This window comes from Serratia sp. CY27727, from assembly GCF_052169275.1.
In the GTDB taxonomy this organism is placed as follows: domain Bacteria; phylum Pseudomonadota; class Gammaproteobacteria; order Enterobacterales; family Enterobacteriaceae; genus Serratia; species Serratia sarumanii.
Map to the genome: position 1 here is coordinate 1 of NZ_JBJNLB010000011.1, position 20,965 is coordinate 20,965.

The following is a 20,965-nucleotide window of genomic DNA, read 5'->3' on the forward strand; positions in this document are numbered from 1 at the left end:
TGGGTCGGGCCGTCTTCGCCCAGACCGATGGAGTCGTGGGTGTAGACGAACACGTTGCGCAGCTTCATCAGCGCCGCCATGCGCACCGCGTTGCGGGCGTATTCCACGAACATCAGGAAAGTCGCCGAGTACGGCAGGAAGCCGCCGTGCAGCGCGATGCCGTTGGTGATGGCGGTCATGCCGAACTCGCGCACGCCGTAATGAATGTAGTTGCCCGCCGGGTCAACGTTCAGCGCTTTCGAGCCTGACCACATGGTCAGGTTGCTCGGCGCCAGGTCGGCAGAGCCGCCCAGGAACTCCGGCAGCACCTTGCCGAACGCTTCCAGCGCGTTCTGCGACGCCTTGCGGCTGGCGATGTTGGCCGGGTTGGCCTGCAGTTTTTCCACGAACGCCTTGGCGTCGGCTTTCCAGTCGGCCGGCAGCTCGCCGTTCATGCGGCGCTTGAACTCGGCGGCCAGCTCCGGGAAGGCCCTGGCGTAGGCGGCGAATTTGTCGTTCCAGGCCGCTTCTTTGGCCTGGCCGGCTTCCTTGGCGTCCCACTGGGCGTAGATGTCCTGCGGGATTTCAAAGGCGGCGTATTTCCAGCCCAGCGCTTCGCGGGTGGCGGCCACTTCGGCGGCGCCCAGCGCGGCGCCGTGCACGTCATGGGTGCCGGCCTTGTTCGGCGAACCGAAGCCGATAACGGTCTTGCACATCAGCAGCGACGGCTTGTCGGTCACCTTGCGGGCTTCTTCAATCGCGGCCTTGATGGCGTCCGGGTTGTGGCCGTCGACGTTGCGCACCACGTGCCAGCCGTAGGCTTCGAAGCGCAGGGCGGTGTCGTCGGTGAACCAGCCGTCGACGTGGCCGTCGATGGAGATGCCGTTGTCATCGTAGAAAGCGGTCAGCTTGCCGAGCTTGAGGGTGCCGGCCAGAGAGCAGACTTCGTGCGAGATGCCTTCCATCATGCAGCCGTCGCCCATGAAGGCGTAGGTGTGGTGGTCAACGATGTCGTGGCCCGGGCGGTTGAACTGCGCCGCCAGGGTGCGTTCGGCGATGGCGAAGCCGACGGCGTTGGCGATGCCCTGGCCCAGCGGGCCGGTGGTGGTCTCAACGCCCGGGGTGTAGCCGTACTCCGGGTGCCCTGGGGTTTTGGAGTGCAGCTGACGGAAGTTTTCCAGCTCGCGCATCGGCAGGTCATAGCCGGTGAGGTGCAGGAGGCTGTAAATCAACATGGAGCCGTGGCCGTTGGAGAGCACGAAACGGTCGCGGTCAGCCCAGTGCGGGTTAGTCGGGTTGTGGTTGAGGTAGTCACGCCACAGGACTTCGGCGATGTCCGCCATGCCCATAGGGGCACCGGGGTGGCCGGAATTGGCTTTTTGTACGGCGTCCATGCTGAGTGCGCGGATGGCGTTGGCAAGCTCTTTACGAGAGGACATGTTTTACTCCAGGTCGGATAAAAAAAGCAGTCAAGTTCCCTATTTTCTCAGACTCCACATCACAACGGCAATCCCTAATGCCAAATGAGAGCGAGTTCACCACTTATTAGCACGATTGGACGCTTTTTCGGAATAACACTATTCTCGCCCCGGCTGGCGTACACTAGGCTCTTGCAACAAGATTTCCTCCAAGCAAAATGACTCTTTTACCTTGTTACCTTCACAGGAAGATGGCGTTATGAAGATCCGTACCTCTTTGATTGCGTTGGGCATTGCCACCCTGGCAACCGGCTGTCAAAACCTGAATACCGAAACCTTGATGCAGTCCGGCGCGCAGGCGTTCCAGGCGGCGACCCTGAGCAACGACGACGTTAAGGCCCTGAGTGATAAATCCTGCGCCGAGATGGACAGCAAGGCACAAATCGCGCCGGCCGACAGCACCTACGCCAAGCGTCTCAACAAAATCGCCGCGGCGCTGGGCGACAACATCAACGGCACCCCGGCCAACTACAAGGTCTACGTGACCAAAGACGTCAACGCCTGGGCGATGGCCAACGGCTGCATCCGCGTCTACAGCGGCCTGATGGACATGATGAACGACAACGAAGTCGAAGGCGTGCTGGGCCATGAAATGGGCCACGTGGCGCTGGGCCACACCCGCAAGGCGATGCAGGTGGCTTACGGCACCGTGGCGCTGCGCACCGCGGCGTCCTCCGCCGGGGGCGTCATCGGCTCGCTGTCGCAGTCGCAGCTGGCGGACATCGGCGAGAAGCTGGTCAGCGCCCAGTTCTCGCAGAAGCAGGAAAGCGAAGCGGATGATTACTCGTTCGATCTGCTGAAAAAGCGCGGCATCGATCCGAATGGCCTGGCCACCAGCTTCGAAAAACTGGCCCAGATGGAAGCCGGCCGTCAGAGCAGCATGTTCGACGATCACCCGTCTTCCCAAGCGCGCGCTCAGCACATTCGCGATCGCATCGCGGCAGAGAAATAACCACGAGAACGCCCGGCAATCGCCGGGCGTTTTTTATCGTCTCAATACAGCGTCTTCTGCGGCGGCCCGGCGAAGGTCAGCGGCCCGACCTGCTTCATGTCCACCTCGACCACCGACGGCCCCGGGTAGTTGATCGCCTCGGCCAGCACGCCGTTGAACTGCGACGCCGCGTCCACCTTCCAGGCTTTCAACCCCATCGCTTCGGCGATCTGGGTAAAGGCCGGCGTATGCAGCTCGTTGTAATACTGACGCCCGGCGAAGTACTTGTCCTGAATGCCGCGCATCACGCCATAACCGCCGTCGTTCATGATAATCAGGGTGATGTTCACCTGTTCCTGCGCCATGGTCGCCAGCTCGCCCAGGCCCAGTGCCAAACCACCGTCGCCCACCAGCCCCACCACCTTGCGCTGCGGGTTAGCGATCGCGGTGCCGATGGCCATCGGCAGCCCCATGCCGATAGCGCCCGCCAGCGAGTGAATGTTGCACAGCGGCGAGATGGCACGGAACAGACGGCTGCCCCAGACGCTGCCGGAAACGGTGATATCGCGTACCAGCAACCCGTCCTGCGGCAGCGCGGCGTCGATGGCGTCGTTGAGTTTGGCGTATTCGCCGGACTGCTGGCGCAGCGCGCTCTCCGCCTGCTGCACCGCCCCCGCGATCTCGGCATCCCACTCGGCGTTGACCTTCTCGCCGGGGCTCAGCCGCGCCGCCAGCGCCGCCAGCAGCGCCGCACAGTCGCCGCTGATCTGTTCATCGGCCAGATAGTTGCGGTTGGCCGCCGCCGGATCGATGTCAATCTGCACCAGCGGGCGCGGCAGCGGCAACGTCCAGGTGCGGGTTTCATTACTGCGCAGGCGCGAACCGGCCACCAGCGTCAGATCGCACTGCGTCAGGATCGCTTCGATGCTCGGTGAGTTATGGAACGCCCGCAGGCTGCGCGGATGGCTGTCCGGCAGAATGCCGCGCCCGTGGGTGCTGGAGATCACCGCTACGCCGGCGTCCGCCAGCTTGCGCACCGCGTCGCCGCAGGCCAAGGCGCCGCCCCCCAACCACAGCAGCGGACGCTTGGCCTGTTTCAGCCGCTGATGCAGCCGTTCCACCGCCGCATCGTCCGCCTGCGGCAGCGGCGCCGGCGCCAACGGTTCGGTCAGCACCGAACGGGAAACCAGGCTGCTTTGAATATCGATCGGGATCTCGACCGCCACCGGGCCGCACGGCACGGTTTGCGCATCCAGGATCGCCCGCTGGATCACCGCCACCGCCTGCTCCGGCGAATTGACCCGGTAAGCGCGTTTGGAGCAGGCGCGCAGGAAGCCGAGCTGATCGCGGGTTTCATGAATAAAACCGGCGTCGGCGTCCAGATAGGCTTTTTCCACCTGGCCGGTGATATGCAGCAGCGGCGTGTTGGCGTTGAGCGCCTCAATCATCGCCCCCACCGCGTTGCCGGCGCCGGCGCCGGTGCTGGTCAACGCCACGCCCAGGCCGGAGAAGCGCCCGTGCGCGTCGGCCATGGTGACCGCCCCCGCTTCGCCGCGCGCCGGCACGAAGCGAATTTTATCGCGCTGCCCCACCGCATCGGCGATCGGCAGATTATGAATCGAAATGATGCCGTACATCGCCGACACCGCGTACTGTTCCAGAGTCCGGGCTATCGCCTCGCCAACCGTGATTTTATCGCTCATCATCTGCCTTCTTAGGGTATTCGTTATTAGGGTTATGCGTAGAGGTGTCGGCCTAGTCGCTCCAGCGGTTCACCTGATGGCTCAGCGCCAGATACACGCTTTTCTGCTGCATGTAGGCCTTGATGCCGTTCAGGCCCTTTTCGCGGCCCAGCCCGCTTTCCTTGAAACCGCCGAACGGCGTGGAAATCGAGAACGTTTTGTAGGTATTGACCCAGACGGTGCCGGTTTCCAGCCGCTCCGCCAGCGCCATCGCGCGAGGGAAGTCGCGGCTCCAGATGCCGGCCGCCAGGCCGTACACCGAGTCATTGGCCTGTTCGATCAGCTGTTGCTCATCGTCAAACGGCAGCGCCACCAGCACCGGGCCGAAGATCTCTTCCTGGCAGACGCGGGCGTCGTTGTTCAAGCCTTCAATAATGGTCGGCAGGTAATAGCTACCGCTCGCCAGCTGCGGATCGGCCGGCGCTTCGCCGCCGATGATCACCCGGCCGCCCTCCTGCCGCGCCAGCGCCACGTAGTCCGCCACGCTTTGCCGATGTTTGGCGCTGATCAGCGGGCCGAGATGCACGCCCGGCACCAGCGGGTTGCCGATGCGCAGCCCCGCCGTCAGTTCGGTCAAACGCGCCAGCAGCGGCTGATACAGCGAACGATGCACGAACAGCCGCGAACCGGCGATGCACGCCTGGCCGGCGGAGCTGAAAATGCCGTAGCAGATGCCGCGCGCCGCCTGCTCCAGATCGGCGTCCTCCAGCACGATGGTCGGCGATTTGCCGCCCAATTCCAGCGAAGTGGGGATCAGCTTGTCGGCGGCGATGTGCGCCAAATGGCGCCCGGTGCTGGTCCCGCCGGTAAAGGAGATCTTTTTCACCAGCGGATGGCGCGCCAACGCCTCGCCGATCACCGAACCTTTGCCCGGCAACACGCTGAGCAGCCCAGCCGGCAGGCCCGCCTGTTCGAACAGCTCGGCCAGCTTCAGCGCCATTAGCGGCGTGGCTTCGGCCGGTTTGAGCACCACCGCGTTGCCCGCCGCCAGCGCCGGCGCCACCTTCTGCATTTCGCTGGCGATCGGCGAGTTCCACGGCGTAATGGCGGCGATCACCCCCATCGGTTGATACTGGCTTATCGTCATCACCTCGGCGCTGCGCGGGGTCGGCAGCTCGCCTTCCAACACCTCGCAGGCGGCCGCGAAGTAGCGCGCGGTCGCCGCCGCGCTGGCCACCAGCCCGCGGGTTTCCGCCAGCGGCTTGCCGTTGTCGCGGGTCTGCAGCTCGGCCAACTGTTCCTGCTGCGCCAGAATCAGGTTGCTGACGCGGTAGAGGATCGAGGCGCGTTGGTGCGGCACCAGCCCACGCCATTCCGGCGCGCGCCAGGCGCGTTCCGCTGCTTCCACCGCCTCGTTCACGTCCTCGACGTTCGCGGCACGCAGCCGCGCGTTGACGCTGCCGTCGGCCGGGAATACCGAAGCCATCTCTTCGCCACGCCCTTCACGCCAGCGCCCGGCGACAAAAATATTCAATCGTTCCATGCTCCGCTCCTGCCGTTCAGGCAATAAAACCGCCGTCCACCAGACGGCGACAGGCTTGTACCGCGCTCAGCGCCGCCAGGGTTGATGTTTTGGGATTGCTCGCCAGCGGGGTGCCGCTCAGCTCGATGTGAAATTCGCCAAAGTCGCCGCACACCTGCAGACGATGGGTATTGCGCCGGGTGGCGGGATCGACCTGCAGGCGTACCCGGGTGGCGTCCATCCCCAGGCCGTTGAGCGCAATGGTGGCCGCCACGTTGGCATTGGCCGGGAACAAACGCGCCGCTTCGCGCGCCGACCCTTCAAAAAATACCTGCGCTTCGCTCACCGCATCGAGGTCGATCAGCTGCTCCGCCGGGCTGCCGCGCCAGCTGGCCGGGCTTTTGCTGGCCTGATAGGTCACGCTCTCCAGCCCGCCTTCGCGCGCCGACGCCAGCCCATCCATCCCCGCCACCGCACCGGACAACACGACCAACTGCCCGTGATAGCGGCGGCAAACCTGCTGCAGCCGCTGTTGCAATGCGGCGTCCGCCAGCGCGCCGGTCGAGATCAGCGCCAGCGGCCAACCGCGCTGCAGAACCGCTTCGCCGAACTCCGCCACCGCCTGCTGGCTGGCGCACTCCAGCACCAGATCCGGCCGCTGCAAACACTGCTCGGGATGGGTCAACGCCAGCACCCGCCCGCCAAAGGCCTCGGCGATCGCCGCATGATGAGCCGCGCGCGCCAGGATCCAACCGACCTCCACGCCTTCCGGCAAACGGGCGATCACTTCCTTCGCCATCGCGCCGTAGCCAATCATCATGATCTTCTTCATCTTTATCGGCCCCTGCTACACATGGCGGTTAAAGCCGCCGGATACGTCCAGCGCCGCGCCGGTGGTAAAGGAAGCCAGCGGCGAAGCGAGGAACAGCAGCGCCTGCGCCGGCTCCTGCGGCTTGCCGAGGCGCTTCATCGGGATGCCGCGGCGTTCGGCGATCGCCGCCGTCCACTGCTCCCAGCTTTGATCTTTATCGCTGCGCTCGTCGAAACGGCGGCGCCATTGGCCCGACTCCACCATCCCCAGCAAGATCGAGTTAACGCGAATGCCTTTGCCCACCAGCTCTTTCGACAGCGTCAGCGTCATGTTGAGCAGCGCGGCGCGCGCCGCCGAGGTGGCGATCATGTGTTCTTCCGGCTGCAGCGCCAGCAGCGAGTTCACGCAGGTGATCGACGCGATCGTCGACCGTTCCAGCGCCGGTAAGAACGCCTGCACCGGGTTGATCACGCCGAACAGCTTCAGCTCGGCCTCATGCAGCCAGGCTTCGCGCGGCGTTTGGTCAAAATGGGCGACGAAGCCCTGACCGGCGTTGTTGATCAGCAGATCCACGCCGCCGAAATGCGCCGTCACCTGGTCAGCGAACTGCGCCACCTGCTGCGCGTCCAGTACGTCGCAGCGCAGCGCCAGGATCTCCGCCTGCGGAAACTCCGCACGCAGGCTGGCTGCTGCGCCGGCCAGTTTGTCCGGATCGCGGCCGCAGAACGCCACCTTCGCCCCTTCGGCCAGCAGCAGTTTCAGGGTTTCGAAACCGATGCCCGACGAGCCGCCGGTTACCACCGCCACCCGATTCTCAAGCTGAAAATTCATCGTTGGATTGCTCCCGTAAAGTCCCGCAGATAGCGGTTGAAACACGCCGGCGCGTCGAGGTAGCTGGCATGGCCGGCGGCGGCGATCAAACGCAGCGTCGCGTCCTGCTCACGCGCCAGCTCGGCCGCCTTCTCCGGCGGCGTAATGCGATCCTGTTCACCGCACCAGACTTCCAGAGGGCCGCGATAGCGCGCCAGATAGCGGCCGATATCGTCGTTGGCCAGCATCCAGGCGGCGCTCAGAAAACCGTCGGGATCGAGCTGCTGCATGCCGTTGCGCACCCAGGCGATATCCTGCGGATCCGCCCTTTCACGCAGCAAGGCCGCCGCCCGCTGCTCGCCATAGCCCACCGGCCCCAGCGTCTCTATCATCTGTTGGCGCTGGCCGTACACCTGCCGACGTTTTTCCTCCGGCGCCGTGGCATAGCCCTGCGCCGGATCCGCCAACACCAATCCACATAACCCGTCCGGATAGCCGGCGGCATAGGCGCTGCCGATCAGCGCCCCCAGCGAATGGCCGACGATCAGCGGCTGCGCCAGCTGCAGCTCATCAATCAGCGCCGCCAACGCCGCCGCATAACCGGCGGCATCGGCCTGAGGATCCGCCAACGGTAGGCTGCCGCCGTAGCCCGGCGCATCCCACGCCAACAGACGGTGGCCGTCCGTCAGGCCGCTATCGTTGAGCTGCTTGATCCACGAGGCCGATCCGGAGCTGATGCCGTGCAGCAATACCACCGGCCGCCCCTGCCCGGCCTCGCGCCAGCTCAGGGTATACGCCCCGCAGCGCGCCCGTTGGCGTTGCGCCAGGCCGTTCATCAGTTGCGCTTCACTTTGGACAGCGGGTGATCCGCCGGATAGGTCGGGATCTCCGGCTTGGCGGTGCCGAGCATCACGCACATCAGCGCCTCTTCCTCGCCGTGGTTGAACAGGCCGCGATACACCCCCGCCGGCACCGAGATCAGATCGCGCTCTTTCAGCCGGGTTTCGTAATACTCTTCCCCATCCTGAATCATCAGCGTGATGCTGCCTTTCAGCATGAAGAACACTTCTTCCACGTCGTCGTGCAGGTGCAGCGGGCCCTCGCACTTCGACGGCAGCACCATGGTGGAGAAGGTGAAATTGCCCGCCGGAATGGTGTTGGCGTCGCTGGCCACGCCGGTAGCACCGGTACCGATGTAGCGCATCTGCGCACGGCGGTATTTCGGGTCAAAGTCGGCCTGGAACTTCAGCGCGTTCCAGTCGTATTTACGGCCTTCGAAACGGGCGATGCGCGACTCCACCCAGTTTTCCATCGACAGATCCTGCGGCTTAACGCCGGCTTTGTTCTCAACCTGAGACATGTTGTCACTCCTCTGTTGAATCGATTGATTAATCAGTACTTTCTCAGTAACGGCAGCAGAATGAGGCAGCCGACGAAAGCCATCACCACCAGGAACAGCAGGCCGTTATCCATATTGCCGGTAGCGGCGATCAACGCCCCCATCAGCACCGGCGCCAGCGCGCCGGCAAAATTGCCCAACCCGTTGAAGATGCCGCCGGCGGTGGCGCTGACCTTGCTGCTGGTCGCCTTCGCCAACAGCGCGAAAATATTCGGCGCGCCGGCGCCCCACATAAAGGTGCTGAAGGCCATGGCGGCGATTACGCTGTAGGTGCCCTGCAGGTGCAGCACCACCGCCAGACCGAGGCCGGCGCCGCACAGCGACAGGAAACAGGCCAGCGCGCGCCGATCCAGCTTGTCCGACAGCCAGGCGCCCAGCACTTCGCCGAGCAGCATGGCGATGAACGGCAGCGAAGAGAGGTAACCGGCATGCTCCAGATGAATGCCTTTCCCCTTGATCAGATAGCTCGGCAACCAGCCGTTCATGCCCCACAGGTAGGTCAGGAAGGCGATGTTGAACAGGCAGATCATCCAAAAGTGCGGGCTGCGCAGCAGCTCGCGGCGATGCTGTTGGCGTTCGGACACCGCCGGCTTGGTCGCCGCCGCCGGGCGCGCGACGTTCAGGTGGCGCATGCCGAACAGCACCAGCAACATCACCGGCAGCGTCAGAAACGCCATAAAGAAGAAGGTGGCCTGCCAGTCGAAGGTATTGAGGATGTACAGGGTGACCGGGAAGCCAAGCGCGGCGCCCAGCGGCGTGCCGAGCAGCCACAGCATGGTGGCGCGCGCCTGCAGCTGCGGCGGGAAGGCCTGACGAATAATGGCGTAGGCCATCGGCAGCAGCGGCCCTTCGGCGATGCCGAGCAGAATGCGCAGCGTCATCATGGCGTGATAGGAACGCGTCATCCCCATCAACACCATCAGCACGCCCCACACCACCATCATGCCAATCAATACCTTGACCGGATTAAGCCGATCGCCGATGCCGCTGAGCAGCATCGAGGAAATGCCGTAGGAGAACAGAAACGCGCTCATCAGCAAGCCTAGCCGCGCCGGGTCAAAACCGATGCCCAACGCCTGCTGAAACTCACTATCGGAAAACAGCGCCGCGATGCTGATCTTGTCGAAAAACGCCAGCAACACGCAGGCAAACAGCGCGATCGGCACCGACCAGCGCACCCGCTGCTGCGGATTTTCGGCAACGGCTTCCCCCGCCCGTCCAGCGCGGGCGTCAATGTCTTGCGTAGTCATAAAACGCTCCCGAGGTTCGGGCGTTATTTCAACGCCATCAAAGAAAACTCCGCATCCGTCAGCTGCTGCGGATCCAGCACCCGGCCGCTCGCCAGCCAACGCTTGCCGAGCTTGATGGTGCGCGCATCGTTGAACGCCACCATCTGCACCAGCTGCCGATCGGCGTTCAGCGTGAAGAACACCTGCGACTGCGGCGTGCGGCGCACCACATGGTGCACGCCGCCGCTCGGCACGCCGAGGATCTGGATATTGGCGTCGTATTGATCCGACCAAAGCCAGGCCACGTCGTCATACGGTGCGGCGAAGGCGTCGAGCATCGCGCAGGCGGTGCTGATGGCCTGATTTTGCGCGTAGGCCCAGGACTGCAGGCACAGGCCAAGCGTCGGGTGGCGCGCCACGTCGCCGGCGGCGAAGATCGCCGGATGGCTGGTGCGCCCCTGGCCGTCGACCACGATGCCGGACTCGATCGCCAGCCCGGCGCTGCGCGCCAGTTCGAGATTCAGCTCGACGCCGATCCCCACCACCACCAGGTCGAAGGCCTGCGGATCGCTGACTTCGCTGCCGATCCAGGCGGCGCCGTCGCGATCTTCCAGCGAGATCTCGCCGCAGCCGCACAGCACCGTGACGCCCTGCCGGCGATGCAGTTCGAGCAACGCCTGTGAAACGTCGGCGCCGACGCTGCGCATGCACAGCGCGGGCTGGCGTTCAAACACCGTCACCTCGGCGCCGAGACGGCGCGCGGAAGCGGCGATCTCCAGCCCGATCCAACCGCCGCCAACGATCGCCAGGCGGCGGCAACCCTGCAGGCCCTGCCGCAACCGAGCCGCATCGTCCCAGGAACGCAGCGTCATCACACGCGGGTGCTGCGCCCAGGCGGCGCCCGGCAAACGCGGCCGACCGCCGGTGGCGATCAGCAACTGCTCAAACTGCAGCCGTTGCCCGTCGCTGAGCGTAACGATTTGCTGTTCTGCATCGATGGACTCGGCGCGCAGCGGGCGACGCCAGTCGATATTCAGCTCCGCCACCGCCTGTTCGCTGAACAGTCGGCTGAGGGAAGCCTCGGCATTCAGCAGCGCCGCTTTCGACAGCGGCGGCCGCTCGTAAAAATCGTAGGGTTCGTCGCTGACAACCGTCAGCCGGCCGCTGTAACCGCGATCGCGCAGCGTCTTGGCCGCCCAGCCCCCGGCCTGGCCGCCGCCGACGATGACGATGCCCGCGTGTTCCGGCCGGTTCATAACGCCTCCGCCTTTTTATGCTGACGGCGCGTGTCGTGATCGATGCCGCCCTCTACCGCCCATTCGGTGAAGGAGACCAACGAATGCTCCAGCTCGCGCGGCTGCCAGTTTTCCGTCAGATAATCGTCGTTGGTGTAGTACTCGAACGCCCCGCCGGTCGGGCTGTTGACGTACCAGAAATAAGCCGAGGAGATCGGGTGGCGGCCGGGGCCGATAAAGGTGCTCCACTTCTCCTTGTTCATGGCGATGCCGCCGCCGATCACTTCGTGGATATCGCGCACGGTGAACGCCACGTGGTTCAGGCCGCGTGGGCGGTTCGGCAGCTTCAGCAGGAACAGGTTATGGTGGCCGCCGCGCGCCTGGGTACGCAGGAAGACGGCGCGATCGATATAGCGATCGGAAACCTGGAAATCCAACAGCTCGCGGTAGAAGCGCTCGGTCGCCGCCAGATCCTCAACGAAGAACACCACGTGGCCGATGTTGATCGGCTGCGCCTGCGCATAGACCGGGCTGGGTTGATCGATGCGGCGCACGTCACCCCATTGGTTGATCGGCGTGACCGGCACCTCGACCGCCTGCTGGCGGCTGACGACGAAGCGCAGCGTCATGCCGTTGGGATCGAGGCATTCCAGCTCTTCTCCCACCTGCCGGAAGCCGGGCATCAACGCCAAACGCGGCTGCAGGCGCGCCAGCTCGGCGGGCGAGGCCACGCCCCAGGTCATGCGGCGCAGGGTAGAACCGCCCTCAAACGCCGCAGGCAGCGCCGCGCTTTGCAACGGATACAGGACGACACGCGCCCCGCTCAGGGTGGTGAATTCGCGCTGCGGTTCGCCCCAATGTTGCGTGGCGGGCTGCAGGCCGAAGTCTTGCATGAATTTTTCGCAGGTTGGCAGATCTTCGACGCCAAACTCCAGTTTTTCGATTCCGATTACGCTCATTGTTCAGCCTCACGTTCTCGCTGCATACGGTTTTCAGGCATGAGTGAACCCCGGCCCCTGTTTGCTACGGGCCTTATCCCTGCCTGAGTAAAAGAGTCGGTCCTGTCGGTTAGCCGACGTTGGCCTGCGGCGGCGCGCCGAGGAAGCCGGAAATTTTCTCCGCCGCGTCGCGCACTTCCATGCGCAGCCGCTCGCGATCCGCTTTCGGGATCTCATCGGACGGCACCATGATGCTGACCACCGCCTCGACCCGCTGCTCGCGGTTGAAGATCGGGTAGACGATCGAGGAGATGCCGTGGCGGAAGAACGATTCGCCGATCACATAGCCGCGCGCTTTGTCTTGCTGCACCATCTGCCACAGCGTTTCGCGATCCGCCGGGGTGCCCGGCGCATTGCCCGGCAGCTGCGCGTCCGGATAAAGTTGTTCGAACTCGCTGCGGGTGGCGCTGGTCAACAGCATGCGACCCAGAGAGGTTTGGTGCACCGGCAAACGGGTGCCGACGCTGACCTGATTGATCTGCGAACCGGCGGCGCTGACGCGGGCGATGTAAATAACGTCGCGCCCGTCTCGGATCGCCAGATGGCTGCTGCACTGGCTGCGATCGCGCAGCTGCTCAATCACCGGCTGGCCGGCCTGCGCCACGTCCAGCGACGCGATGTATTCGAAGCCGAGGCGCAGCACCTTGATGCCGAGCGCAAAGGTGTTGGTGCGCGGATTGCGCTCCAAAAAGCCCAGGTGCTCGAGCGTCTGCACCACCCGGTAAGCGGTGGCCTTCGGCATATCGACCAGGCGATGCAACTCGGCGAAAGTCATTTCCTTATGCTGCTCGCCAAACGCCAGCAGCAACTGCAACCCGCGATCCAGTCCCGGGATCAGATACTTACATGCTTGCTCGTCCGCCATCTCTCGCTCCTGCGCTGTGCGCCTGCCCTGCGGGCCTCAGTTGAATACGAAGCCGCCGTTGACCGGCAGCAGTTGGCCGGTGACGAAATCCGCCAACGACGACAGCAGATAAAGCACCGTACCGTTCACATCGTCCGGATGCTGCGCCCCGGCCAGCGCGCGCCCCTGCTCGTACAGCTGATGGCGCTCGGCGGGCACATATTCGGTGGCTTCCACCCGCGTCAGGCCCGGTGCGATGGCGTTGACGCAGATCCCCTGCGGGCCCAGTTCGCGCGCCATCGATCGGGTCATCGCGATCAACGCGCCTTTGCTGGCGACATAGGCCATCAGGCGCGGCGCGCCCCACAGCGCGGTATCCGACGCCACGTTGACGATCTTGGCGTGCGGATTGCGCGCCAGCAGCGGCACCGCCGCCTGACTCACCAGCCAGGTGCCGCGCACGTTGACCTGCATCACCCGATCCCATAGATCGATATCGTATTCCATCATGGTTTTGCCGCCGACGCCGGTCGCCAGCGCCGCGTTGTTTACCAGGCCGTCGATCCCGCCGCCAGCGGCGATCTTCTCGAACGCCGAACGGATCGAATCCGGTGACGCTAGATCGATGGTCTGCATTTCCACCTGAGCGCCCTGCTCACGCAGCGCGGCGCCGCTCGCCGCCAGCTCATCCGCCAGAATGTCGCACATCACCACCTGCGCGCCGGCGGCGGCGATGGCGGCGGCGAAGCTGTAGCCCAGGCCGCGCACTGCCCCGGTGACCACGATGCGTTTGCCGTTCAACAGGCCGTTCACTGCGCCGCCTCCCGCTCGCGCAGCGTCGCCAGCTGTTTCTGCGCCTCTTTTTGCATCAGGCGGCGCAGGCGCGAAAGGCCGACGTCGTGCTGGTACAGGTATTCGCGGCCGCGGGCGTTAGGCGCCATATTTTCAAGCACGATGCGATCCTGCTCGAGCACGTCCCAATGCAACGATTCCAGGCGGTTGCGGTACATGAAGCGCCACATGTCGCGCTGCCAGTCTTTGACCTTACGGATGCGCCAGAAGAATACCCGGCAGTGATCCTTGTCTTCCGGCACCACCATGCCGATGATCCAGAAGTGGCCACCTGGCCCGAAGCGCTTTTTGTACGGGATCGACAGGCGCATCCAATAGGCGCCGCTGCTGCCGAACTCCACCCAGTCGAAGTTGACGCCAATCTGGCCGTTTTTCTTGAAGATAAACCCGCTGTCGGTCGGCTCCAGCCCCATATCCGCCTTGCGGTCCCCTTCCGCCATCGAGTGCGAGGAGGAGTGCAGGTAGGTGCCGTGCATCGGATCCATCACGTTTTCCAAGGCGTATTGGTAGTTGCAGTTCCAGCTGGCGGTGCACAGGAAATTGCTGTACGACGCTTCGTCCGCCAGCTCTTGCGGGAAAGTCAGCTCCGCCGGCGCTTCATCCGCCGTCACGCCGAAATAAAGGAACACCGCGCCGTAGGCTTCTTTGGCCGGGTAAGACCGCAGGCATTTTTGCCCCACCAGCGGGCAACGATCCACCGCCGGCACGTCTTTCACCGTGCCGTCGCCGCCGACCTCCACCCCGTGATACCAGCAGGCGATGCGATCGCCGAGGTTCCACCCCATGGAAAGCCGCGCGCCGCGGTGCGGGCAGCGGTCTTCCAACGCGTGGATCTGGCCTTCACCGTCGCGCCACACCACGATTTGCTGCTCCAGACGGGTGATACCGACCGGATTGTTGCCCACTTCCCAGCTGGCCAGCACCGGATACCACATGCCGCGCAGCCCCTGGTCAAGATAGTCCTGCAAGCTCTGTTCGGAGGATGTTGTATTTGCTGTCATTGTCTTCTCCCGGATGTGGCTCAGAAACCGTTAACGTGAAGGAATTCGCGGAACGTCGCCTCATTCCACGGTTGGCCGCTGCGATCGAACAGGCGGCGCTGATTCAGCGCGCTGACGATCTGCTCCAGCTCTTCCGCGCCCTGATCGAAGATCGTTTCCAGCGCCGCCACCAGGGCGGTTTCGAAACCGTCCGGCACCCGGGCGCGGTTTTGCCAGATGACATTGCGGAACTGGCCCGGCTGATGGATTTGACCGTTGCCGCCTTCGCGGGCCGGCGTCACCTGTTGGGTGTCCGGCAGCCAGGGATTGAAATCGGTGATGTGCTGCATGATTACTCCTCCGCGATAAAGGTGATCTGGATTTGGTTGTCGACCACCCGGGTGGGATAGGTTTGCAGATCGCGGCCGCCCGGCTCGCGCAGGCACTGGCCGGTGCGCACGTCAAACAGCGCTTCGTGCAGCGGGCACTCAACCTTGCCGTCGTCTACAAACCCCTGGCTGAGCAAGGCATAGGCATGCGGGCAGACGTCTTCCAGCGCGTAGTAGTTACCGTCGAGCAGGTATACCCCGATCTCTTTTCCTTCCACTTTGCCGGAAAAAGGAAAATCTTCTTTCACCTGAGACACTTCGCACACATTCTTCCAGCTCATTGCTTTTATCCTCTATCTGATTGTTTCATATATGAAACTCAGTTTCTTATTTAATACATTCACTATAAGTATGGCGAAACTTTCGTCAAGCGAGCGGAACGGCAAATGTTAATGAAAGGTTGTTTAAAAATGACAAATGCGGGAAGGATCACGAAATAATGCACCGATATGAAAAACCTATGTCAGTTGTGCGCTCCCCTGCTAATTTATGGCAAAAAACGCGTTGATTCCGACGACGCATTGCGCGTAAAAGTGTTTTCTCTCTGTCTTTCACACCCTATTTGATAACAATAAATTTACATCAATCAGCCTCATCCCCCGCGTTTGCGCTAACTGGCATCCTCGGGTGAGTTTACTGCTGCCTGAATTCGTCAACCGCTCGCACTGAGGAACGCGCCGTGCAACAACGTCAACGCTGGTTTGGGGTGATCGCCCTGCTGTTTCTGATCGTTATCGCCTATGCGGATCGGGTCAATATCGCCGTGATGTTGGTCAATCCCGACTTCCTGCAACACTTCCAACTTGGCGGTGACCGCGCTCACCAGGGCACGCTGATGACGGTGTTTTTGCTCGGCTACGGGCTGTCCGCCATGTTGCTGACGCCGTTTCTGGAAACGCTGATGGGCTACCGCCGCGCGCTGACGCTGAGCGTGGTGCTGTGGGCGCTGCTCACCGCCGCCTCGCCGCTGGCGGGGTCGCTGATGCTGCTGTGCGTGGTGCGTGCGCTGCTTGGCGTCAGCGAGGGGCCGCTGTTCTCGCTGAAGACCATGTACATCGGCGATCATTTCGCCGCCGACGAGCGCGGCAAGCCCAACGCGGTCAGCGCATTGGGCGTTTCATTGGGGCTGGTGCTCGGCTTTCCGCTGGTGAGTTTTCTGATGACGCACTTCGGTTGGGCGATGTCGTTTCACCTGCTGGCGCTGCTCAACCTGCTGCTGGGGCTGGCGCTGGTGCGGCTGTTCGTTCACCCGCTCCCCTTATCCTCATCTTCACGCCCTGCCGATCCGCAACCGGTGCTGAACCGCGTCTGGCGCACCTTTGCACTGGCCTGGCGCACGCCGATGCTCGGCTGGATCCTGCTGATCGAGATCGCCACGCTCAGCTACCTGTGGGGCTCCAGCGCCTGGCTGCCGGCGTATCTGACCGATGAAAAGGGTTTTTCCATCAAACAGATGGGCTGGATGGCCGCGCTGCCTTTCATCGTCAGCATCGCCTCCAAATACCTCGGTGGCGTATTGCTCGATCGTATCCGCCCTTATCAGGCGCCGCTGATCTTCGTCTGCGGCGGCGCAGCGACCGCGCTGTGCATTTATGGCGTGATGCACAGCCATCAGCTTGGCTGGATCGCCTTCTTCCTGCTGGCGGCCAACGCCTGTTGGGGGGCACAGGGCGCGGCGATACCCACGCTGCTGCAACATTATGCGCGGCCGGAGGCGGTCGGCAGCGCCTATGGGCTGATCAACGGCATCGGCAATCTGTTCTCGGCGTTTGTGCCGATGGCGATGGGCATGGTGATGGCCAGCCAGGGCAAGGTGTCTTCAGGCTTTGCAGTGCTGATCGCCTCGCAGCTGCTGACGCTGCTGGCGGGCGGCGCGCTGTTTGGCCGCATGTTGCTGGCACAGCAGATGAAGCGGGCATAAACCCGTTTCTCTGCCCTGTGCGGCGGAAAACCGAAAGCGTTGAGAGGGTGCTCGTGGATCTGGACGCCAACAGCCAGCAGACGGGGAACATCCCCGTCGCCGGGTTGCCTTACCGTTCGGATTCGTAAGCCAAAATGGCCGCAACCTCCGTATTGCCCGATCGGATCCGCAGCTCACACAGCGTGCTGCGAGTTATCCATGCCAGTGATATTACCGTGGCACAAATAACCACCAATTTTAACAGGCTCCGTTTGTTCGGCATCATGCCTTCTTCTCCTTGCCTCGCGGCGGGTAAGAGGCTAACTTAACGTTGTCTGGCGTTAGAGTTGGCCTCGGGTTGATGGATATCGACTCGGGGCTTTTCTCTTTGTACCTTTCACGCAGGCTCCAGATACAAAGATCCAGAGCACCCGCGCGCAGTATATTCATCCTCTCCGTTGTCCCGTTTCCTTTTCTCTGACTCAGTTTCATTTCTGCGCAGGATTGCGCAAAGGCGTTGCAACGGACTGAAAAGGGCAGCGCGGATGGCGACAAATGAAATAAAAAAAGCGGCTCCATACGATGGGAGCCGCTTTTTCAGCGAAGAGTGGCCTGGCGTCAGGCGTGTTTCTTCGCCGCCTGCAGGTACAGCATCTCCAGGCCCAGGGTCGCCGCGGCCAGCGCGGTGATCTCGGACTGGTCATAAGCCGGCGCCACTTCCACCACGTCCATGCCGACGATGTTCAGCGACTGCATGCCGCGCACCAGCTTCAGCGCGCGATCGGAGGTCAGGCCGCCGATCACCGGCGTGCCGGTGCCCGGTGCGAACGCCGGATCCAGGCAGTCGATGTCGAAGGTCAGATACACCGGCATATCGCCGACGATGCCCTTGATCTGGGTCAGCAGGTCGTCCACGCTGCGATCGTTCACCTGCGCGGCGTCCAGCACGGTAAAACCGTTGTCATGATCGAACTCGGTACGAATGCCGATCTGCACCGAGTGATGCGGATCGATCAAGCCTTCGTTCGGGGCATGGTAGAACATGGTGCCGTGGTCGAACTTGCTGCCGTTGGCGTAGGTATCGGTGTGGGCGTCGAAGTGCACCAGCGCCAGCTTGCCGAAATGCTTGGCGTGCGCGCGCAGCAGCGGCAGGGTCACGAAGTGGTCGCCGCCGAACGAGAGCATGCGCTTACCGGCCTTCAGCAGTTTCTCCGCGTGCGCCTGCAGCTTGTCGCTCATGTCTTGCGCGTCGCCGAAGTTGAACACGATATCGCCGCAGTCAACCACGTTCAGCCGATCGCGCAGATCGAAGCTCCACGGCCAGCGGTTGCCTTCCCAGGCCAGGTTGGTGGACACCTGACGAATAGCCGCCGGGCCGTGACGGCCGCCGGCGCGACCGGAGGTCGCCATGTCAAACGGAATGCCGGTGATGACCCACTCTGCATCGCTGTCGTAAGGCATGAAGTTCAGCGGAAAGCGCAGGAAACCAAAGGCGTTGGACACTAATGAATTATCGGACTGATGGCCTAAGGTGCTCATAGTAAACCCTCGTAGTTCAACAAGTTGCCGGGCGCAGACGCCGGGCCGTTACAAAAAAAAAATCCCTCCCGCGTCGTTAGCCCGACGAGAAAGGGATTTGTTCGATGTTTGTTTCGGTGCTACCGATACGGCTGATTATGGCCGCATTTTATCCATGCTTCAAGGGGGCCGATATCGCCCCCCTGAAGAGGGCAGTTACTCGTCTTCCAGATACGTGTAGCCGTACAGGCCGGCTTCAAACTCTTCCAGGAATTGCGCCTGCAGCTCGCTGTCCAGATCGGTTTCTTTGACCTGATCGCGGAACTTGGCCAGCAGCGCCCCCGGATCGAGCTGCACGTACTCCAGCATGTCCGCCACGGTGTCGCCCTCGTCGGACAACTCGGTCTCGACGCTGCCGTCCGGGAACACGTACACGTCAACCGAGGCGGTGTCGCCGAACAGGTTGTGCATGTTGCCGAGGATCTCCTGGTACGCGCCGACCATGAAGAAGCCCAGCACCGGCGGGTTCTCCGGATCGTACGGCGGCATCGGCATGGTGGTCGCCACGCCATCGCCGTCGACGTAATGGTCGATAGTGCCGTCGGAATCGCAGGTGATGTCGAGCAGCACCGCACGGCCTTCCGGCGGCTTATCCAGCCCTTCCAGCGGCAGCACAGGGAACAGCTGATCGATACCCCAGGCATCCGGCATCGACTGGAACAGCGAGAAGTTGACGTAGAACTTGTCCGCCATGCGCTCTTGCAGCTCGTCGATGATTGGACGGTGCGCACGGTTGCTCGGATCGAGCTGCTGCTGGATCTTGTTGCAGATGTTCAGATACAGCTGCTCGGCCCAGGCACGCTTGGTCAGATCCAGCATGCCGTGCGCGTATTGGGTGTGCACGTCGTGCAGATCCATCTGGCTGTCGTGCAGCCATTCACGTAGCGAACGGCGGTTCTCCGGCTCGTTCATTTCCAGCCAGGTTTCCCACATGCTTTCCAGCGCGCGCGGCGCGTCCGCTTCCGGCGGCAACGGTTCGCTGAATTCGTTGCGCTCGACGCCGATCACGTTGGAAACCAGCACCGTATGGTGCGCGGTCACGGCGCGGCCGGACTCGGTGATCACCGTCGGGTGCGGCAGGCCGTGTTCGTTACAGGCATCGCCGATACCCCAAATCACGTTGTTGGCGTATTCGTTCAGGCCGTAGTTCACCGAGCAGTCGGACTGCGAGCGGGTGCCTTCGTAGTCGACGCCCAAGCCGCCGCCCACGTCAAAGCACTGAATGTTGACGCCCAGCTTGTGCAGTTCAACGTAAAAGCGCGCCGATTCGCGCACGCCGGTGGCGATATCGCGAATGTTGGCCAGCTGCGAGCCCAAGTGGAAATGCAGCAGCTGCAGGCTGTCGAGACGGCCCGCTTCGCGCAGGGTCTCCACCAGCTTCAGCACCTGCACCGCCGCCAGACCGAACTTGGATTTTTCGCCGCCGCTCGACTGCCATTTGCCGGAGCCCTGCGACGCCAGGCGCGCACGCACGCCCAGGCGCGGCACCACGTTCAGCCGCTCAGCCTCTTCCAGCACCAGGTTGATCTCGGACATCTTCTCGATCACCAGGTACACCTTATGCCCCAGTTTTTCGCCGATCAACGCCAGGCGAATATATTCACGATCTTTATAGCCGTTACAGACGATCACCGAGCGGGTCATGCCGGCATGCGCCAGCACCGCCATCAGCTCGGCCTTGGAGCCGGCTTCCAGCCCCAGCGGTTCCCCGGAGTTCACCAGCGACTCAATCACGCGGCGATGTTGGTTTACCTTGATCGGATACACCAGGAAATAGCCGCCCTGGTAACCGAAAGACTCACGCGCGCGTTTGAACGCGGCGTTGATCGAACGCAAGCGATGCTGAAGGATCTGCGGGAAGCAGAACAGCGCAGGCAAACGCTGGCCGTCTTGCTGGCGCGTTTTCACCAGTTCTGCCAGATCGACGCGCGCCTGCGGGACATCCGGGTCCGGGCACACGCTGATATGGCCCAGCTCGTTGACGTCATAGTAATTGTTGCCCCAGTAGGCGACGTTATAAGTACGCAGCATCTTGCTGGCATTACGATCATTCATGGCAACCTCCTGCATGGAGCGCAAAGATAAAGACTCGCCCGCAACCGGCGGGCGGTGAATCAACAGATCATCAGACATGGTTCGCCTCACATTCCGCACTGACGAAACCGTCAGCCACTATCGCAGCTACCACCCGCGAGAACAACCCAACAAGCCGCGCTGGCGGCAGCGAAGAGAACCGCCGTTCGCGGTCAGCGATCGGTTTATCACTCATATAATTGTAAGACACCCTGTTCAAACCTCGTGAATCGGGCCAAGAAACATCCCACAGGAAGGCTGCAGGCTACCCTTGT

20 protein-coding genes are annotated in these 20,965 nt (G+C 62.9%); 2 read left to right on the forward strand and 18 right to left on the reverse strand.

Annotated elements, in window-relative coordinates; all coding sequences use genetic code 11:
* A partial coding sequence (gene tkt, locus ACJ8HB_RS20845; RefSeq protein ID WP_442520198.1) for a transketolase occupies nt 1-1,418 on the reverse strand: 1,418 nt, incomplete at its 3' end.
* A 238-nt stretch (nt 1,419-1,656) separates the two neighbouring features.
* Here tkt and ACJ8HB_RS20850 point away from each other — a divergent pair.
* Nucleotides 1,657-2,409, forward strand: a complete 753-nt coding sequence (locus tag ACJ8HB_RS20850) for a M48 family metallopeptidase (protein WP_033635890.1) — start codon at nt 1,657-1,659, stop codon at nt 2,407-2,409.
* 41 nt (nt 2,410-2,450) lie between these two features.
* Here ACJ8HB_RS20850 and ACJ8HB_RS20855 read toward each other — a convergent pair whose 3' ends face one another.
* The 14 genes from ACJ8HB_RS20855 to ACJ8HB_RS20920 form a co-directional block, all read right to left on the reverse strand.
* Nucleotides 2,451-4,091, reverse strand: a complete 1,641-nt coding sequence (locus ACJ8HB_RS20855; protein ID WP_047570602.1) for a thiamine pyrophosphate-binding protein — start codon at nt 4,089-4,091, stop codon at nt 2,451-2,453.
* Between the two features lie 52 nt (nt 4,092-4,143).
* Complete coding sequence (locus tag ACJ8HB_RS20860; RefSeq protein WP_047570600.1) at nt 4,144-5,613, reverse strand: aldehyde dehydrogenase; 1,470 nt, start codon at nt 5,611-5,613, stop codon at nt 4,144-4,146.
* 16 nt (nt 5,614-5,629) lie between these two features.
* Nucleotides 5,630-6,424: an aspartate dehydrogenase gene (locus ACJ8HB_RS20865; protein WP_047570598.1), complete on the reverse strand. Its 795-nt coding sequence runs from the start codon at nt 6,422-6,424 to the stop codon at nt 5,630-5,632.
* Nucleotides 6,425-6,439: 15 nt separating this feature from the next.
* A complete protein-coding gene (locus ACJ8HB_RS20870; protein WP_047570596.1) occupies nt 6,440-7,234 on the reverse strand; it encodes an SDR family oxidoreductase in 795 nt (264 codons plus the stop codon).
* Nucleotides 7,231-8,049, reverse strand: a complete 819-nt coding sequence (locus tag ACJ8HB_RS20875) for an alpha/beta fold hydrolase (protein WP_047570593.1) — start codon at nt 8,047-8,049, stop codon at nt 7,231-7,233. Before ACJ8HB_RS20875 ends, ACJ8HB_RS20870 begins: the two co-directional genes overlap by 4 nt.
* Nucleotides 8,049-8,573, reverse strand: coding sequence for a cupin domain-containing protein (locus tag ACJ8HB_RS20880; RefSeq protein ID WP_004937634.1), 525 nt, complete (start codon nt 8,571-8,573; stop codon nt 8,049-8,051). The genes ACJ8HB_RS20875 and ACJ8HB_RS20880 overlap by 1 nt, the downstream gene beginning before the upstream one ends.
* Nucleotides 8,574-8,605: 32 nt before the next feature.
* On the reverse strand, nt 8,606-9,862 hold the full coding sequence (locus ACJ8HB_RS20885) for an MFS transporter (RefSeq protein ID WP_041036617.1): 1,257 nt from the start codon (nt 9,860-9,862) through the stop codon (nt 8,606-8,608).
* A 23-nt stretch (nt 9,863-9,885) separates the two neighbouring features.
* Complete coding sequence (locus ACJ8HB_RS20890) at nt 9,886-11,097, reverse strand: NAD(P)/FAD-dependent oxidoreductase (protein ID WP_047570591.1); 1,212 nt, start codon at nt 11,095-11,097, stop codon at nt 9,886-9,888.
* The gene (locus ACJ8HB_RS20895; protein ID WP_060425283.1) at nt 11,094-12,035 is read right to left on the reverse strand and encodes a VOC family protein; all 942 of its coding nucleotides are present in this window, start codon (nt 12,033-12,035) and stop codon (nt 11,094-11,096) included. The genes ACJ8HB_RS20890 and ACJ8HB_RS20895 overlap by 4 nt, the downstream gene beginning before the upstream one ends.
* A 109-nt stretch (nt 12,036-12,144) precedes the next feature.
* Nucleotides 12,145-12,939, reverse strand: coding sequence for an IclR family transcriptional regulator (locus ACJ8HB_RS20900; protein ID WP_004937625.1), 795 nt, complete (start codon nt 12,937-12,939; stop codon nt 12,145-12,147).
* Nucleotides 12,940-12,975: 36 nt separating this feature from the next.
* Complete coding sequence (locus ACJ8HB_RS20905) at nt 12,976-13,731, reverse strand: SDR family oxidoreductase (protein WP_047570588.1); 756 nt, start codon at nt 13,729-13,731, stop codon at nt 12,976-12,978.
* Complete coding sequence (locus tag ACJ8HB_RS20910) at nt 13,728-14,771, reverse strand: aromatic ring-hydroxylating oxygenase subunit alpha (RefSeq protein WP_041036625.1); 1,044 nt, start codon at nt 14,769-14,771, stop codon at nt 13,728-13,730. The genes ACJ8HB_RS20905 and ACJ8HB_RS20910 overlap by 4 nt, the downstream gene beginning before the upstream one ends.
* A gap of 20 nt (nt 14,772-14,791) precedes the next feature.
* The gene (locus ACJ8HB_RS20915; protein WP_004937617.1) at nt 14,792-15,100 is read right to left on the reverse strand and encodes a recombinase-like helix-turn-helix domain-containing protein; all 309 of its coding nucleotides are present in this window, start codon (nt 15,098-15,100) and stop codon (nt 14,792-14,794) included.
* 2 nt (nt 15,101-15,102) lie between these two features.
* Complete coding sequence (locus tag ACJ8HB_RS20920) at nt 15,103-15,420, reverse strand: non-heme iron oxygenase ferredoxin subunit (RefSeq protein WP_004937614.1); 318 nt, start codon at nt 15,418-15,420, stop codon at nt 15,103-15,105.
* A gap of 398 nt (nt 15,421-15,818) precedes the next feature.
* On the opposite strand from ACJ8HB_RS20920, the gene ACJ8HB_RS20925 reads away from it, so the two are divergent.
* Nucleotides 15,819-17,060: an MFS transporter gene (locus ACJ8HB_RS20925; RefSeq protein ID WP_047570586.1), complete on the forward strand. Its 1,242-nt coding sequence runs from the start codon at nt 15,819-15,821 to the stop codon at nt 17,058-17,060.
* A gap of 109 nt (nt 17,061-17,169) precedes the next feature.
* Here the strand turns inward: ACJ8HB_RS20925 and ACJ8HB_RS20930 are convergent, their stop codons facing one another.
* The 3 genes from ACJ8HB_RS20930 to speA all read right to left on the reverse strand — a co-directional run bounded on the left by ACJ8HB_RS20930 (nt 17,170) and on the right by speA (nt 20,750).
* Nucleotides 17,170-17,322 (reverse strand): Hok/Gef family protein, encoded by a 153-nt coding sequence (locus tag ACJ8HB_RS20930; RefSeq protein ID WP_033638576.1) that lies wholly within the window; start codon nt 17,320-17,322, stop codon nt 17,170-17,172.
* A gap of 335 nt (nt 17,323-17,657) precedes the next feature.
* Nucleotides 17,658-18,578 (reverse strand): agmatinase, encoded by a 921-nt coding sequence (speB, locus tag ACJ8HB_RS20935; protein WP_004937606.1) that lies wholly within the window; start codon nt 18,576-18,578, stop codon nt 17,658-17,660.
* Nucleotides 18,579-18,773: 195 nt separating this feature from the next.
* Nucleotides 18,774-20,750, reverse strand: a complete 1,977-nt coding sequence (gene speA, locus ACJ8HB_RS20940; protein ID WP_047570584.1) for a biosynthetic arginine decarboxylase — start codon at nt 20,748-20,750, stop codon at nt 18,774-18,776.
* Nucleotides 20,751-20,965: the final 215 nt, after the last annotated feature.